This is a genomic window from Pseudoalteromonas sp. SG41-5 (assembly GCF_014164495.1).
Classification (GTDB): Bacteria; Pseudomonadota; Gammaproteobacteria; order Enterobacterales; family Alteromonadaceae; genus Pseudoalteromonas; species Pseudoalteromonas rhizosphaerae.
Genome location: NZ_JACJFH010000061.1, coordinates 1 through 16,876 on the forward strand (window position 1 = coordinate 1; position 16,876 = coordinate 16,876).

Consider the following 16,876-nt stretch of genomic DNA (forward strand, 5'->3'; position numbering starts at 1 on the left):
TAGCTCTGTTGTTTTTAAGCGATTCATAAGATCACAAAACACCATGAATGTTCCCTCGCTTCCCACATTTTTTAATACTATTAGTTCATTGATATATAAAGGCTAATTCTGGGGATACTTTAGGACATTAGCGTTACTTGGCGAGCGATTAATAACATTAACGGATTTAGACAGTATTTCATATGAAACTGTTCGTAGACGCCTTAAAGAAAATGCGTTAAAGCCCTGGCAAAAAAAGATGTGGTGTGTGGCAACAATGGACGCTGAGTATATTGCAAGAATGGAGCATGTACTTGAATTATATGCTGAGCCAGCGGATGAGCTCAATCCTATTATTAATTTTGATGAGGCGATGAAGCAACTTGTTGATGATACACGGCCAGTACAACCGATGAAAAAGGGACAGGTAAAACGCCTAGATTATGAATATAAACGGGTTGGCGTGGCTAACTTATTTGTATTCTTTGACCGTCATCGGGGTTGGCGGCACGTTAAAGCAACACAGAGGAAAACGAAAGTTGATTTTGCTCACTGTATGAAGGACTTAGTCGATGAACACTACCCACATGCGAATAAAATTCGTGTCGTGCTAGATAACTTATCGACTCATACGGAAGGTGCGTTATATAAAGCATTTTCACCGCAAGAAGCACGACGTATTTTAAATAAAATAGAGTTCCATTACACACCTAAACATGCGAGTTGGTTGAATATGGTCGAGATAGAAATTGGCAATATGAATAAGCAATGCTTAGATCGGCGCATAGCAAGTATGGAAGAGTTAAAGACAGAGCTCACGGCGTGGGAATGGCGCCGAAATAAAGAAGGCGCCAGTATAAATTGGATGTTTAATGTTGATTCAGCACGTGAAAAACTAGAGAGAGCTTACGGTGCTCTCAACTAGTCAAAATTTGTGTGACGAAGTACTAGGTTCTAAAAAATTTAACCACAGAATTCACTGAAAAGTAAATAAAATCAAAAAAGATTTCTCTGTGCAGCGCGAAGCGCCTTTGTGTTCTCTGTGGTGAATAAAAAGATAAGTTGTGCCACATAAAAAGCGCAGATAAGTACTGTACTTTATACACGTTCTGTTGACGGAGTTATTTGAGCAAATTATAGTCATTGATATTGGCTAAGAGTAATAATTAATTGACTGCTCACATATTCAAGGATATGAGCGACGCGCGTATATTGTTCCACTTAGCTTTGTTTAAAAGATATTAGAAAACTTAATGATAGTAATATCTTAGTTAATTTGTTAAAAATATATAAAGTATAAATATAAGTGTGGTCGGAGCAGAAATATCCGCCCTTCGCGCACTATAAAATTGTTATACAAAAAGGCTAATTCATGGATTGTGTTGTTAAGCTGAACATAAGCTATATATTAAAAGTATTGATCGGTAAGCTTGTGAGTGATTCAGATTCATGGATGGATTTAAAAACATCTGAAGAATTTAACTTATGGATAATGTTAGAAGATGGTCTCAAAGATAGAATAATATGTGAAAAACAATGCATGGGCTGTTTAGATTATCATTTAGTTAACCGTATTTTTTATGACTTCATTGAAAATATTAAAATCATCAATAATAAAAATACAGATCTTATCAATTGCTTATCAGATAAGTTCTCTTTAAAAAATGAAGAAGATCCTGTAAGTCTTGCTTTTGAATTGATATCAAACCCAGTATATGTCGAGAGACAACTTGATGAAAAAGCTCACCATCTGTACAAGCAGTACGTAAAAGGAGTCGAGCAAGTTCACTCTGCTTTAGCGGTAGGGTACTGTCAGCAAAGAATGACAGAGTTGCATGATATCATAATATCTAATTCCCATTTTGGTGAGATGCAATCTTTAAGCTATGAAGATTTTGAAGTTAGTCCTACTCTGAATACTTTCTATTTGGATCAAAATTTCGTTAGCAAGTGTGTTAACGACAAGAATTTTATGCTCCAAGTGGAAAACTATAAGAAAAGATCAAAATCCATTTTCTTATCTAGTGCATACTTGATTGAAGATGGCATAAAAATGAATAGGGTATTCCTTAAAAGTTATTTTGAACTGTTATTTGAATTAACTAACAACATATTAATTGCAAAGCAGGATCGACATCTTAAGTTTTTTAAAGAACAGATTGATTCAACCGTCGAAAGAGTTATTCTTTGGCTAGAAACTACTCGGGCGGCTGAAGGTTTAAAACTATACAAATCTTTATATAATAATTATGCATATCCTATGTTTAATCGTAAAAGTAATATTACAAAAACCTTAAATAAGGACATAAAAGTATTTTTTGCAGATATTGATGATGATTTTCATCCAGAGTCTTTTGATATGGAGTTTAATAGTCATAATATCATTCATGGGATAATGATAAGTAAAAGTTATCAATTTACAATTCAAGATATCAAAAAAGGGCATGTTACTTTTGATAGTGATTTCGATTGTATGAATAAGATTGAACAATTATCCGAATTAATGGATCTTATAAACTTTGAAACAGAATCAATTAAAGATATCAAAAAAATAAAAAGTAGCTATCAAGATACGGAACACTTAAAACATGCTTGGAAAGCTGATTATTTCATAACTGATGATGTCAAGTTAATAAAACGAGGCGAATATATTTATGCTTTGCTAGGTATTAAAACCAAGTTTTTAAAGATTAGTGACTTTAAAAAAACGATGGTAGAGTTTTACGCACATTGATTTTGCATAATCGGGTAGCCGGAGGTTTCTAACCTTCAGCCCCCAAACCACCCATAATGCACTTTTTATTAACAGGAAGTGCAATGGGCGGTTCATCTCCCGTAATAAATATTATCCAAATATCTCTCAATGACACTAAATCTTGTAAAGCTAAGTACTCATTGCCCAGCGCAATGTTAATTCCTTTTTTTAGCCCTTACTCACTCAAATAAGCCACGCAAACACCTGTAATACCTTTGTAAAATGCAATCAAAACAGCACCAAGCACTCTTTTTATATTTAACATGAAAATTAGTTATCGATTGAATCAAAATAGCAACTCGGCTATGGTTAATGCATCAATAAAAATAAATTTTAAACGAGTAATTCTACAGGCTCGTTAACCATGATAAGGATCTATGATGAGCCTGAAAAATCACTTTGAATTGCTGGCGGCCTATAATCAGCGGATGAATTTAAAGGTGTATGAGGCTTCGAGTCAGCTCTGTGCAACTAATCTGGCCCAAGACCGTGGGGCCTTTTTTGGATCCATTCTCGGAACTCTTAATCACATCATTGTTGGTGATACTATCTGGCTAAAACGGTTTGCTACCCATCCAGCCTGCTTGCGGTCTTTACAGGAGGTAGCTGATATTCCAAATCCAAAGAGCCTGGATCACATAACCTTCAATGACATTGGTAGCCTATCGGAGCACCGGTTCTGGTTGGATCGGATAATTATCAACTGGACAGCCGAGCTATCTGAAAGTGATCTGGATTTCATTCTCAGCTACCAAAACACCAAGGGGATCTCCGCTACCAAACGATATTCGAGTCTAGTTCTTCATTTTTTTAACCATCAGACTCATCATCGTGGCCAAGTTTCTACATTGCTATCGCAGGCAGGCGTGGATATTGGGGTTACTGACCTGTTGGCTGAGATTCAGGAGGAAACGCATGCATAACAAAGCGAACATGCTTTTGAGATCACCGCAATGAATCAAGAATTAAGACTATTGGAAGAAATCCTAAAGAGAAATAGCGAAGATCCTGACTCAATTGATATTGAAAATGAGGTCGATCATTATTTCTTCTTTGATGGAATTAAGAATGAAGAAGATCTCGATGAAGCATGGAGAGTTTTTGATGAACACGAAGAGATAAGGAATAGGCTTTTAAATATAGTAAGTGAAACTGACTCTATATCTAGGTGGGGTTACAGAGTACCAAAGAGTGAGCAGATTAGGTGTGATGATCAGGAACTCAAGAATTTAGTCTCCTTACACATATCGAGTCTTCGACCAATCCTTTTAGAGGAAGACTATAATGCCGAAATTATTGCCTTTATTGATAGCGGCTTTCAAGTTGAAATTGCTCCATCAGGTATAGAATTCCCTGATACATCGGATAACGAACTATTTGGTGTCCTTTATGAAGCGATTGGTGAGTATTGGATTGATAACTTCCCCTATGACAGGGAGCATTATGAAGTCTTAAAAAACTGGGCAATCTACCTTACTAAGTGTGACGAAGTTGCAACTTATTTAATGTGGCCTTTTTTGTCGAACGAAAAAGACCTAGCCCCTTGCACAATGGATGCTGGTGCTAAATTATGGAAGCTTGGTTGTAGAGATCGATTTTGGGTTAAAGATTTAGACTACGTAAGTAAAGTAGTTTATGTAAGGCCACCATGGCTAGACGAATAACCGCACATAATCGGTTAGCCGGAGGTCTCTAACCTCTAGACCACTCGATTCTAAACGCCTATTTTTGGTACTGGTGATATCACATGCTATGGCGAGTCGTTGGCTGATAAGCATTGGCTATTAGGTAATAATATCCCCAACTTCGTGAGTCTAGAATCTGTGTTACTCTAAAGCGGAGTTTTTCAAGTTAGTTGTCGCCTCAAGTTAGAGGCGACAACATTCTGACACAGGGGGCTACTAACGTCTTGATAATTATGTATGTGAGAATGCAGTATAGATAAAAGCCCAGATATAATTTCAAATGAGCTTTATTGTGTGAGTCTGTTAAAAAACGAGAACGAATTTATTCAGAATACGCTTTAATTAATTTATACAAAGTTACTTTTGTTTTAAATATGCTGGCATCATCGTGACGAAAAATACACAGCGTTTTACTATTGTGTCTATCTAAAAATAGCAAATCACCTTCGGTATTTTTACCAATAGTGAGACTTGCAGATAACATCAACATGGACCAACCGTACCCTTTTTGATCATAAAGAGTAGGGCCTAAAACATCTTTTAATGTGTTTGCGTATGCTTTTAATGCGCGAACTTCGCTAACTTCCATGTCATTTATGTTAGTTAACTCAATCATCTTCTCAAAACTTAACAGTTCAAATTCTTCACCTTCTACGGTAACAGTTCTCTCTTTTTCTTTAATGAAGTTACTGTAATTTTTTGCAAATAAATTCTGCGCCAGATCAACTGTTTGTACGATTAAATCTTCATCCATACATATATCCTTATTGAATATTTTTAGAGTTTTGTACTGATATTTTTTACAAACGCAAGCGCGAGATAAACTCGCGCCTACTACAAACGCCCCTAGTTAATCGCTGGATAACCTATGCGGTCTGATAAGTAACCAACACTGGTGGCAAAGTAATATGAGCGATTCCAATGCATTAACGCTTTGTAATTATCATAAGCTAAATACATACGGCCATTCATATCATCAGGCATAACCAATGCCGCAGTTACATCTACGGCTGGTAAATCAGTACCATCCATTTTACGTACACCTAAAGCTTGCCAATCAGCTAACGAACGCTCTGAATCAGCCCAAAACTCTAACCATTGAGTACGTGTTTTAGTGCCACGTTGCAATACATAGCTAGGTTCGAAGCTCTGTGGTAACTTAATTTGACGACCCCAAGTAAGATCACTATTCCAGCCAGCTTGCTTTAAATAGTTAGCTATTGATGCAAAGGCATCAACTTGGGTAGTCCAAATATCTTTTCGACCATCTTTATCATAATCTACCGCGTAGGCATTAAATGAGGTTGGCATAAATTGCGTTTGCCCCATTGCACCTGCCCATGAACCATTGAATTTATCTAAAGTAATGTGCCCTTCCTTTAAAATATCAAGCGCGGCCCATAGTTGGTTTTTATACATAGTTTCGCGACGGCCATCAAAAGCCAGCGTGACTACCGATGAAATAACGTTGTGACCACCTTGGATTTTACCAAAATTACTTTCAAGGCCCCATAACGCAACAATAAAGCGTGCCTGCACGCCGTACTCGGCTGCAATTTGTTCTAAAATATCTTTATTTTCAGCGTATAGCTTTCGTGCACGGTCAATTTTCCATTGTGGCACACGCTTTGGTAAGTAAGTCTCTAAGGTTTCTTTAACTTCAGGCTGATTTTTATCAGCAGAAATTACCTTTTCTTTAAAGTGTGCTGTAGCGAAAGCATCTTCAATTAATTGACTATCGTAGCCTTTTTGTGCTGCTTCTTGTTTTAAACCTGCAACATATTCATCAAATTGTGCTTGGGTCTTGGCCAGTGCCGATGTACTGATACAGGCACTACATAAAATTGCAGCCAATTTAGTCATTATATGTTTAGTCACTATCAACTCCATTTTGTTTTCTATGCTCAGCTAGTAAGTTAGCTTCAGGTGGCGGTAACTGGAGATAAAACCCGACATCAGTTAATGATTTCTCAACCAAACTTAAATCAGCCCCGCCTAAATGCGTTCGTTTTGCTAAATTAATTAACATTACGTAATGAGGTTGACCGAACATAGCCATCAAAGGTTCCGGTACCTTGCTAAAATCATCTCTTTTTTCTACAAAAAGGAAGGTATCCGCTTTTTTCTTACTTTTATATACCGCAGTCAGCATTATGACCCTATAAAATCTTGCTTAACAGTGCTGCACACTATAACATGAGAGTCATAATAAGTTAGAAAAATTAGATTAGAAATTTCACCTTATCCATATAAACACAGGCCTTATTCAGCCTGCGTTTATCTAAAATTGATTTCTGATCACACTATTCAATTGAGCGTGTATGTCGGACCAAACTTTTGAGCTAAAAGGGAATCTTTTTACGTTATCAGTTTTACATCTTTATAGTACTGATATAAACCTGTTAGCTGAGCAACTGTATATAAAAATTGCCCAAGCCCCTCGTTTTTTTGAGGGTGCTCCTATTGTTGTTAATTTAATTGAGATAAAAAATAATCTTGTTGATTTTGTTCATCTAAAGTCTTTATTAGAACGAATGAACTTTAATGCTGTTGGAGTCTGTAATGGCTCTGATGAGCAACATACGCAAGCCAAAGCCGCTGGGCTCTCAGTTTTAAATTATTCACAAGACGTTAAGAGTGAACCTGTTACAAAGCAGAGTAATACTTCAATTGTTGAGAAAACAGTTTACTTACCTGCCCAAGTTATCAATGGCACAGTGCGCTCTGGTCAACAAGTGTATGCTAAAGACCGTGACCTAATCGTTATTGGTGCGGTAAGCCATGGTGCAGAAGTGATTGCTGATGGCAATGTACATATTTATGGCACATTACGTGGTCGCGCAATAGCAGGCGCACAAGGTTACAACGAAGCACGTATTTTTTGCCAAAAATTAGAAGCAGAACTTGTTTCTATCAATGGCAACTACTGGATCAGCGATTCTCTGCAAGGTGAGTTCTGGGGCAACGCTGCACAAATCCAACAAAAAAATGAATCATTAGAAATTTCAGCTTTGGTTAAAGGATAAATCTTATGGCAAAAGTCATTGTCGTTACGTCAGGTAAAGGTGGTGTAGGTAAAACTACATCAAGTGCTGCAATTGGCACAGGTTTAGCACTTAAGGGCTATAAAACAGTCATTATAGATTTTGATATCGGTTTACGTAACCTTGATTTGATCATGGGCTGTGAACGTCGCGTTGTCTATGATTTTGTTAACGTTATAAACGGTGAAGCAAATTTAAATCAAGCACTTATCAAAGATAAACGGGTAGATAAATTATTTTTATTACCTGCTTCACAAACCCGTGATAAAGATGCTTTAACTCGCGAAGGTGTTGAACGCGTATTAAACGAGCTGAAAAAAGACTTTGATTATATCGTCTGTGATTCGCCAGCAGGGATTGAAGCCGGCGCTATGATGGCGATGTACTTTGCTGATGAAGCAATTGTAACAACGAACCCTGAAGTATCATCAGTTCGCGATTCAGACCGTATTTTAGGTATTTTGCATAGCAAATCTAAACGTGCTGAAGAAGGACTTGAAAACATAAAAGAACATTTATTACTGACTCGTTATAACCCAGAGCGAGTAGCTAAAGGTGAAATGCTGTCAGTTGAAGATGTGCAAGATATTCTTTCTATCGAATTGTTAGGTGTAATACCTGAATCACAAGCGGTATTAAGTGCATCAAACTCAGGCCAGCCAGTTATATTAGATACAGAGTCTGATGCTGGACAAGCTTATGCCGATGCAATTAATCGCTTATTAGGTGAAACAGTCGAATTTCGCTTCTTAGATGTAGAAAAGAAAGGTTTGTTCAAACGGATATTTGGAGGTTAACGTGTCACTACTTGACTACTTCCGCTCAGAAAAGAAAAATACAGCGTCACTAGCAAAAGAGCGATTGCAGATCATTGTTGCGCATGAGCGCTCACAGCGTGGTACACCTGATTACTTGCCACAATTGAAACAGGATATTCTTGATGTTATCCGTAAATACGTCAACATCAGTAATGACGCGGTTCAAGTCCAATTCGATCAAAACGAAGATGACTTAGCGGTATTAGAACTCAACGTCACTTTACCTGACGAAGAGAAAGAAAAGAAATAACTAAAAGGGCGCTATTACAGCGCCCTTTTCACATTTTAATAGCATAAAAAATCTAATGTTTATTTTAACTACTTAGCTTTATTATTTAATTAAAGTCTGATTAATAAACCTTGCAATTTAAATAAAATAGGCATCCCAACTAAAGAATACCCTTTAAATTTATATTATAAATTATAATTTTTAGAAACTATAATTAGCACCTAAATAAAAGCGTCGTCCTGAATACTGGTTATAAGTAAAGCGATTACTTTGTTTCCAATAACCTTCTTCAACTTCCTCAGTTAAGTTAACCACAGAGGCTGTTAATGACAACTGCTCAGTCAAACTATAAGCCGCATTAACATCTAACTGACCATAATCTTTCGTGTATAAATTGTAACCTTGATGGATGCCATTAGCCCGATCATCTTTCCAGTTATAGGATGCCCTTACACTAAAGTCATCATTTTCAAAATACACTGAAAGATTATATTGATGTTTGGCTGTTCCTGGGATTTCAGCATCTGTTTTTTGTCCATTCGTTGAAACTTGGCTGGTGCTTGTATCTGTAAAAGTATAGTTAGCTAACACCCCAAAGCCACTCTCGAAAGAGTGTTGAAAAAACAACTCAACCCCTTGTGATTGAGCGTCACCACCGCCAACTTTAGTATTCATTTCAACTTCTATGGGGCCATTACAACAATCATGCTCTCGTTGAACTATTTCAACAGCAGAAATGGGCAAATTAGCAATATCTTTAGTAAAGTATGTAGCACCTAGTGCTGAGCCTTCACCGTAATACCATTCGATACCTAGATCGAACTGATCAGAAATCATTGGATCTAGGCCTGTATTTACAGATGTACCAGTTCCTCGCCCTGTCCAAGAGTCTGGTGAGTTTATATTAACAGGAGGACCATATGACTCAGCTTGGCTCAGGTCAGAATAGCTTACACGAGACATCGTTCTGGCAGCAGCAAATCGAACAACAACATCTTCATTCGCATCCCATGCAAGGTTAAAGCTTGGTAATAATTCACCATCATCGCTGCTGCGTTCATTAGGCGTAGTGTCATTATTATCTTGACCAATAACATCATCATACGTAAGCGTACTTAAATCGGTATTGACATAGCGTACACCGAGATTGCCGCGAAAGTCCTGCCACTGGAAATTACTTTGCGCATAAACAGACCAAATATTTTCTTCTAGTGTATATGTCCCAGCTAAAGATGGCACAACGGTTTGCGTAAAGTTATTGCGTAGATAGCTATCTAATGCAGCAAAATCAAATGCTAAAAAGTTAAAAGCGCCAGTGTTTCCGGCACTGTTATCAACCACGGTATTGCTTACTAACGTTTCTGGATCAGGATGAAAATCTGGGTTATGAAACCATTCGTTTCCGGACAAATAACCACGGTAACCACCGTTATCAGCGATGCCATCATCCCAACGAAAATCATTTTTAATCCCCTTAATTTCATGATTGCGGTATTTAGCCCCAACAAAAAAGGTAGTAAAAATCCCTGTATCGATATCAAATTGCAGATCAGCTTGTGCGTAATCTTCAGTATCTTTATTTTCAGAAGAGTAGGAATCAAACCAGTCATAATATTGATAAGCTTGTTTATCAGACGCTAGATCGGTCGATACTTCATAGCTTGGTTTACCACCCACGGTTGACCACAACCAGCTATTCACAGATCCTTGGCGTGCATCTATATTGGCATAAGTTTCCCGTGAAGTTCCGCCTTCAGCCTCTGTATGGCCGATTTTAAAAGTAGCAGTAAATATATCCCCATAATATTTGGCTTCAAAATCAAAACTATCTGATTTAGAACCACCGATCCTTTCTCTCCCTGTTAATTGAGGAGACAATAAGCCACGGCGAACGGCTACGCCATTATTGACATCAGCATCTCCCCAGTTATTGTCATTAAGTAAACCATTATCTGCATTACCGTAAGCTACGACCGTATCACCGTCTAAAACAACGCCGTAATAGGGGTTATGATTGTCATTCCATTCCGCAAACAATACGCTCTGCGACGATGAGTCATAATCTAATTTTGCACCAAAGTAGTTCAGGTTTAAGTCTAATTTATCTGTAGGCATCCATTGAATAGCAACTTGATAACCATCGCGTGTGCGATCTTCTATTGAGTTACCTGCACTCATTGCACGAGGTGCCCATACATTGTTGTAAACTTCGCCTGTTGCATGGTCAACAATGGCAGGACGCTCTGCCCCTTCGACTGTGTCAGAATGAAAGCGCCAGTGCGAAGCATTATTAGTAATGGTTGTTACCGTTTTATCTTGGCGAGTAAACCCAGCAAGTACACCAAAATTTGATTCATCATTTTTCCATGAATACAGCACATTCACTTGTGGCTGGGTGTCTTCAGACACATCATCATAGGTTGCCTCTAGGCTAAGTGCGCCTGAGTTAGCCTCCATATCTAATGGCTTGCGGGTGTGCAATATAACAGTCCCACCAATCCCCCCTTCATCTATACGCGCTTCTGCACTTTTAAATACTTCCACACTACTAATCATACTGGATGGCAACAACGTATAATTAAAACTTCGAGTGGGCACATCAGCCCCAGAAGAAGCAATATAATTGCCATTTAACTGTGTGAGGGTCCAATCTGGTGATGTGCCACGAATACTCACTCGACTGCCTTCACCACCGTCACGGTCAATCAATACACCTGAAACTCGTTGCAATGAATCAGCAACATTTTTATCTGGAAATTTACCGATATCTTCAGCTGTTATCGCATCAACAGTTGCATTAGAGAGTCGTTTTATTGCTAAATTTTCAGCAGTTGAAGAACGAATACCTCTCACTTCAATCACTTCAAAGTCATCGTTATTTTGATTATCTTTTTGATCTGCATACGCGACATTGCAGGCAGCCATTAATGCTAAAAATAATACTGATCTATTAAATTTTCGTGAAAGTTCAGTTGATTTATTAATGTTACTATAATCAGCCATACCAATCTCCATCATTGTGTGTGTTATATTTCACTCAGTAAATTTCTAGTTACGTCGAGTGATTTATTATATCTTTACAGCCACTAACTCATGCGGTTAATAAATTGTAAAGGTCACAGTTAGGATAAGGTTACTGTATATAAAGTGATAATATATTTTCGGTGTGAATCAGTATAAAATCGGCGTAAGCCACAATAAAAAACAATTTAAACGGTAAATATTCACCCTTTACTTTATATAAAATTATTCAATAAAAATCATAATTAAAAATTTCGTTGCTTCCTTAATAATTCACAAAATACTCGCCGCATCTAGTAATTTACTTCCTGTCTTAGAGGTTACTGCATAATTAAAACCAGGTTGAATACAATAAGAGCCATATTCACCAGATTTACTCAAGGCTAAAAAACCGACTTGAAACTGTTTATAATCACCCAGCTTGTGGGCAATTCGCTCAACTGCAGCCTTGCACGCTTGAGTAGGTGTCATACCTTGGCGCATCATTTCAACTACTAAATGGCAGCCTACCGTTTTTATCATCAACTCGCCCATGCCCGTTGCCGTTGCAGCACCGACTTCATTATCAACGTACAAACCTGCACCTATAATGGGCGAATCACCTACTCTGCCTGACATTTTAAAGGCCGCGCCACTAGTGGTACACGCCCCAGATAAATCGCCACTACTATCAAGCGCTAACATGCCGATTGTGTCGTGGTTTTCAATATTGATCACGGGCGCATATTTTGATTCCACCAGCCAATCTTGCCAGGCCTTTTTAGCTTGCGGGGTTAATAAGTTTTCTTCTATAAACCCTTGTGATTTAGCAAATTGCAGCGCCCCTTCACCTACTAACATCACATGCGGGGTGTTATCCATCACTAACCGGGCAACAGAGATGGGATGCTTAATATGTTGTAAACATGCAACAGAGCCGCAGTTTTGATTTTCATCCATAATGCAGGCATCGAGGGTAACGTTCCCTTCTCTGTCTGGATAACCACCATATCCTACTGTCATCACATTCGGGTCTGCTTCAGGAATTCGCACACCGGCTTCCACAGCATCAATGGCTTTACCATGCTCAGCAAGTACCTGCCACGCGGCTTTATTAGCCGCTATACCATGTTGCCACGTTGAGACGACGATAGGCTTATTAACTTTACTTTTAGCTACTGTCTTAAACGGTATTAATGCAACAGCACTTGAAATAGCTGATAACTTTAAAAAGTCACGTCTGTTAGTGATCATTATTGTTCCTCATTAAATTTGCGAGCATCGGCTGTAAATCAAAAGCAAGCGATTTAATTTAACCACGACTTGCATATAGGGTTGGTATATCTGTTTAATCTTTAACTGAGCGTATATTTAAAGACTGTTGAAAACGTTCACTCCAATAATGAGTTCGTTTTAAATAGTAATCAGCAGCTAAAGGGCCGTAATCAAGGTACTTATAGTCACCCACTTGCTTCTCAATCGCAGGCTCGATCTGAGTCCCTTCGTGCCATTCATTAAATGAGGTCACTCCGATAAAGGTTGGAGCCACTGCAATTGCTTTTTTAAACATCGTGTCGTAGTACTTTCCAGCTTCGCGTGCTCTGAAGTTTTTTTTGTTCCACGGACGAATTCTATCGTCTGCATACCCAGGACCGACACTTGGAATAAATAGTTTATTATGTTGCTTTGCCCACTTAGCTAGGTATGGCCAGTTTTTAGTGGTACTGCCATAAACAAACCCATCAACAGCAAAGTAGGTATAAAAGCCATCCATACCACTGTTTAAAAAGAATGACTCCTCACCTTCATCAACCCACAGCCCTATAAAGTTAGCATCATACGTTTTACCTCTGACTGTTAATTCGCCTTTTGGTAGCAACACCTTCTGCCATTCACTGATTGGCATTTTGTATGAGTCATAAACATAATATAATGGCTTGCCTTGGTAATGATATAAAGCGGGATGTTGCCCAAAGCGCTGGTCTAGCTGTTTTACTACCTGTAAAAATTCAGCCGCACTGTGATAGATAGGTTCAATATGGAAGTTAACTTTAAGGCCGATTTTAGCGGCTTTATCCATAAAAACTGGCACTGAACTGGTACCAAAATCGCTATCGCCCCACCAGCTTAATATAATTACGCTAACTCCTGCTTGTTTCATCATCGCTAAATGGGTATCCATAAGTGCTTCGTCGTTTGCACTGTAAGTACCTAATTCAGGATAAAAATTAGCACCAATGTCATCGCCGCCAGGGTAGCCTTTACGTCCAACAATAGGTTGATCACCGTAAGGTAATACCTGATGATTCCAGTGCGCCCATTGACCATCAACTTTTAAGTTGCCATACCAACTGTAATAAAATATATGCAGACCACGCTGTTGTGATCCGGCTGCAGATCCAGCAGTCACATAAAAACTGCATAATAAAAAGCTTATTAAGATGGCCGGGCACCTTATTAATCGTGAAAGTTTATTCTTAAACAACATATTATTTACCTTTTCACCTAAAAACAGGCAGCTTGAAGCGCTATTTAGCACCTACAAGCTACCAAACAATCAAAACTAAAATGGTTGCTGTGGGCCTATTAGTTCAAGTTCAGAAACGTGAACTTGCTGAGCATCACCATTGTTAGCACTAATACTTAAGCGATATAAGCTAAAGGCAAAACCATTCCCTATTGTAAAGAGACGTCGTTGATTCAATTGTTCAAATTCCTCGTCTTTAAAGCTCGCTATTTCTAACCATGTTTTACCGCCATCATTTGAGCCTTGTAAGGTGAAGTTTTTCGGATCTTTGTTGTTACTATCACTGCCATTCGTGATTGCGATATTAGTGACAATCTGTGCTTGAGGTAATGCAACATCAAGCCATACAGGCATAGTTTCAGTGGCTGCCGTCCATACCGTCGCTTTATCATCATCCGTTGCATTACTTTCTACCACTCCCTCTTGCTCGCCAGTACCTGCAAGGACTGATGAGGCAGTTGCAGAATGATCAACTGAAGCAACCTGCGGACCTATTAGCTCGATCTCTGCTATTTGCATCAGCGTATCGTCGCCACGGTTTTTAGTTATATTGAAGCGATAAAAACTAAAACCTAAATCGTTAGTAAAAGTGAAAACACGTCGTTGAAAACGCTGCTCAAAGTTCTCACCTAACCAAGCACCAAGTGTGATCCAATTTTCACCATCATTTGACGCTGCTAAGTTAAAGTTTTGCGGATCGCGTGAGTCAGCATCGTTTGCACTTGTTAGTGCCAGCTTATTAACCGCTGTCGTAGTAGTGAACTGTACCATTGCCCAAGATGGATTTTCAGCGCTTGGCGCGCCAGTCCAATCATTATGGTCCAACCATTTGCTATCAACATCACCATCGAACGCTTTAACACCCGCCTCACCATCACCAATCTGATTACGAACGGTAATTATTGCATCGGCTGATAACGCATGATTTAAATCTGCCACTTTAGGTCCTACCAAGGCAATCTCAGCAATTTTTACCCCAGCGCCAGCGGCGGTTTTAGTTATGCTTAAACGATAGCTAGAAAATGCCAGTGTATTATTGGTCGCAAACGATAACCTTTCACCACGACGTTCAAATTTTTCATCTGAATAATCAGCTAAATGAACCCATGTTTGCCCATCATCATTACTTGCAGCAAGTGAAAATGTAGCGGGATCACCATCTGCGTTTTGAGCATCTGAGATCAGTACTAACTTATCAACGGCAGCGGCTTGTGCGAGCGTAGCTGTGATCGAAACGGGTACTTCAGTTGAAGGCACATCAGAGACCCAACTTGTGTCGTCATTATTATCAAATGCCAGTGCATAACTCTCACCTGCACTTGCAGATATTACAGCACTGCCAATTGGTTCTGCGTGATCAACACTTGCATTTATAGGCCCCACAAAAGCAATCTCTGATAACTGCATTAAACCATCATCACCTCTATTTTTAGTGATATTTAAACGATATGAGTAAAATTCTAAGCCATTGTCAAAACGAAACTCACGTCGTTGGAAACGCTCATCAAAGTTCTCACCAATAAATTTAGCCAAGGTTAGCCAGTTTTCGCCATCGACTGAACCTTGAATATTAAAGTTTTGAGGATCTCGAGACTCAGCATCATTAGCACTCGTAATGAACACGCTATTAACAGCATGTTTTTCAGCAAAATCAACTTGGATCCAAGATGGGTCTTGCTCACTTGGCGCACCTGACCAATCATTATGATCAAGCCACTTGGTATTCGTATCACCATCAAATGCTTTACTTTCAGCTTCGTTGTCACTTATGCGATTACGAGCTGTGATGGTTGCTGTAGCAAGATTTTCAGCATTGGTAATTTCTTTAACAGGGCCACTAGATGCGGCACTTTCAAGAAAAGGGAGCGCAACATCAATAACATCCTCAGCTGATAGCGCTAATTTATCTAGGTAAGGAAAACCAGCAATGGTTTTCAACATTCGCTCACGCAATGGCTGTAAAGCGACTACATCCCCGTCATTGGCTAAGTTAATCGCGCTAATAAGTTCGTTAATAACACCCGCGACAGTTTCATCTTTACTAAGACTTGCAAATACTGCGTTAGCTAAAGAAAGTTTAATAATATTAATGTCGGCCAATTGGTCAGTACAATTACCTTCACTATCGCAATCTTGGCCTACTACAAAATTATCGTAGCTTTCGGCACTGATCAATTGGGTTTTAAATACATTGGCTTTACTGTCGATCCCCAGTGCTTTTAGTACTAAACGCGAGTTATCCGATAAAGCTAATTCATATAACTCACGCACAGCAACATTTAAACCATTGGCAATACCTTGCTCAACTAAATGAGTGGCGGTTGTAGTTAAAGCATTTACTTGAAAATTAGCGTCTGCTACGCCATCACTTGTGGATGCGAAAGGCACATCAACATATGTTAAAGTCGCTAACTGCAGGTCAGCAATCTCAGTGCCACTGATCTGTTCACCGATTAGGTGTTCAGCACAGCTGGGCGCATCACAGATCATCGTTGAGTTAGCATCCGTATTAACGGTCATCTTAAACATACCGTTAATACCAAAGCCTTGTTGACTTTCTATGCTCAGATTTACCATACCAGCAGCATCGGTTTGACTATTAGACGTCACCTTAATATCTGAGCCATTCATTTGCTTTACAGTGACCGTTGCAAAACCTAATGTCCCTTTCACTGCACTACCGGTAATATCAGCAGAGGTAATATCAATTTTTGCTGGGATATCAGTCGGATCCGGATCATCAGCACCACCACATCCTGATAGGCCGATCATTGCTACCAGCATAATGCTAGATATTTTACTAAGTTTGGGCTTATTCATGTTTATTCCTCTATACGAT

The 16,876-nt window shown here is 38.8% G+C and carries 13 protein-coding genes and 1 pseudogene; 7 read left to right on the forward strand and 7 right to left on the reverse strand.

Annotated elements, in window-relative coordinates:
* Positions 1 to 139: 139 nt before the first annotated feature.
* From H5232_RS15250 to H5232_RS15265, 4 genes and pseudogenes are all read left to right on the forward strand, one after another.
* Positions 140 to 904 (forward strand): annotated as a pseudogene (locus H5232_RS15250) (IS630 family transposase); the annotation flags it as partial.
* Positions 905 to 1,351: 447 nt separating this feature from the next.
* Entirely contained in the window at positions 1,352 to 2,713 is a 1,362-nt protein-coding gene (locus H5232_RS15255) for a hypothetical protein (RefSeq protein WP_182785421.1), read from the forward strand.
* Positions 2,714 to 3,111: 398 nt separating this feature from the next.
* Positions 3,112 to 3,657, forward strand: a complete 546-nt coding sequence (locus tag H5232_RS15260) for a DinB family protein (RefSeq protein WP_310736619.1) — start codon at positions 3,112 to 3,114, stop codon at positions 3,655 to 3,657.
* A 30-nt stretch (positions 3,658 to 3,687) separates the two neighbouring features.
* Positions 3,688 to 4,398, forward strand: coding sequence for a hypothetical protein (locus H5232_RS15265; RefSeq protein ID WP_182767950.1), 711 nt, complete (start codon positions 3,688 to 3,690; stop codon positions 4,396 to 4,398).
* A gap of 343 nt (positions 4,399 to 4,741) precedes the next feature.
* Here the strand turns inward: H5232_RS15265 and H5232_RS15270 are convergent, their stop codons facing one another.
* The 3 genes from H5232_RS15270 to H5232_RS15280 form a co-directional block, all read right to left on the reverse strand.
* Positions 4,742 to 5,173 carry a hypothetical protein gene (locus tag H5232_RS15270; protein ID WP_182761050.1) on the reverse strand — a complete coding sequence of 144 codons (432 nt, stop codon included), beginning with the start codon at positions 5,171 to 5,173 and terminating at the stop codon, positions 4,742 to 4,744.
* A 92-nt stretch (positions 5,174 to 5,265) separates the two neighbouring features.
* On the reverse strand, positions 5,266 to 6,285 hold the full coding sequence (locus H5232_RS15275; protein ID WP_182767965.1) for a lytic transglycosylase domain-containing protein: 1,020 nt from the start codon (positions 6,283 to 6,285) through the stop codon (positions 5,266 to 5,268).
* Between the two features lie 4 nt (positions 6,286 to 6,289).
* Positions 6,290 to 6,571, reverse strand: a complete 282-nt coding sequence (locus tag H5232_RS15280) for a YcgL domain-containing protein (protein WP_145235637.1) — start codon at positions 6,569 to 6,571, stop codon at positions 6,290 to 6,292.
* Positions 6,572 to 6,740: 169 nt separating this feature from the next.
* Between H5232_RS15280 and minC the strand changes: the two genes are divergently transcribed.
* The 3 genes from minC to minE are packed head-to-tail and all read left to right on the forward strand — an operon-like array spanning position 6,741 to position 8,531.
* Positions 6,741 to 7,445, forward strand: a complete 705-nt coding sequence (gene minC, locus H5232_RS15285) for a septum site-determining protein MinC (protein ID WP_145235640.1) — start codon at positions 6,741 to 6,743, stop codon at positions 7,443 to 7,445.
* A 5-nt stretch (positions 7,446 to 7,450) separates the two neighbouring features.
* Entirely contained in the window at positions 7,451 to 8,260 is an 810-nt protein-coding gene (gene minD, locus H5232_RS15290; protein WP_145235643.1) for a septum site-determining protein MinD, read from the forward strand.
* 1 nt (position 8,261) lies between these two features.
* Positions 8,262 to 8,531: a cell division topological specificity factor MinE gene (gene minE / locus H5232_RS15295; protein ID WP_145235646.1), complete on the forward strand. Its 270-nt coding sequence runs from the start codon at positions 8,262 to 8,264 to the stop codon at positions 8,529 to 8,531.
* Between the two features lie 180 nt (positions 8,532 to 8,711).
* Here the strand turns inward: minE and H5232_RS15300 are convergent, their stop codons facing one another.
* The 4 genes from H5232_RS15300 to H5232_RS15315 all read right to left on the reverse strand — a co-directional run bounded on the left by H5232_RS15300 (position 8,712) and on the right by H5232_RS15315 (position 16,857).
* Positions 8,712 to 11,513: a TonB-dependent receptor gene (locus tag H5232_RS15300; RefSeq protein ID WP_182831148.1), complete on the reverse strand. Its 2,802-nt coding sequence runs from the start codon at positions 11,511 to 11,513 to the stop codon at positions 8,712 to 8,714.
* A gap of 291 nt (positions 11,514 to 11,804) precedes the next feature.
* Positions 11,805 to 12,764 carry an isoaspartyl peptidase/L-asparaginase family protein gene (locus tag H5232_RS15305; RefSeq protein ID WP_149980228.1) on the reverse strand — a complete coding sequence of 320 codons (960 nt, stop codon included), beginning with the start codon at positions 12,762 to 12,764 and terminating at the stop codon, positions 11,805 to 11,807.
* 94 nt (positions 12,765 to 12,858) lie between these two features.
* Positions 12,859 to 13,920 carry an alpha-mannosidase gene (locus tag H5232_RS15310; protein ID WP_310736618.1) on the reverse strand — a complete coding sequence of 354 codons (1,062 nt, stop codon included), beginning with the start codon at positions 13,918 to 13,920 and terminating at the stop codon, positions 12,859 to 12,861.
* Positions 13,921 to 14,073: 153 nt separating this feature from the next.
* Entirely contained in the window at positions 14,074 to 16,857 is a 2,784-nt protein-coding gene (locus H5232_RS15315; RefSeq protein ID WP_182831149.1) for a discoidin domain-containing protein, read from the reverse strand.
* Positions 16,858 to 16,876: the final 19 nt, after the last annotated feature.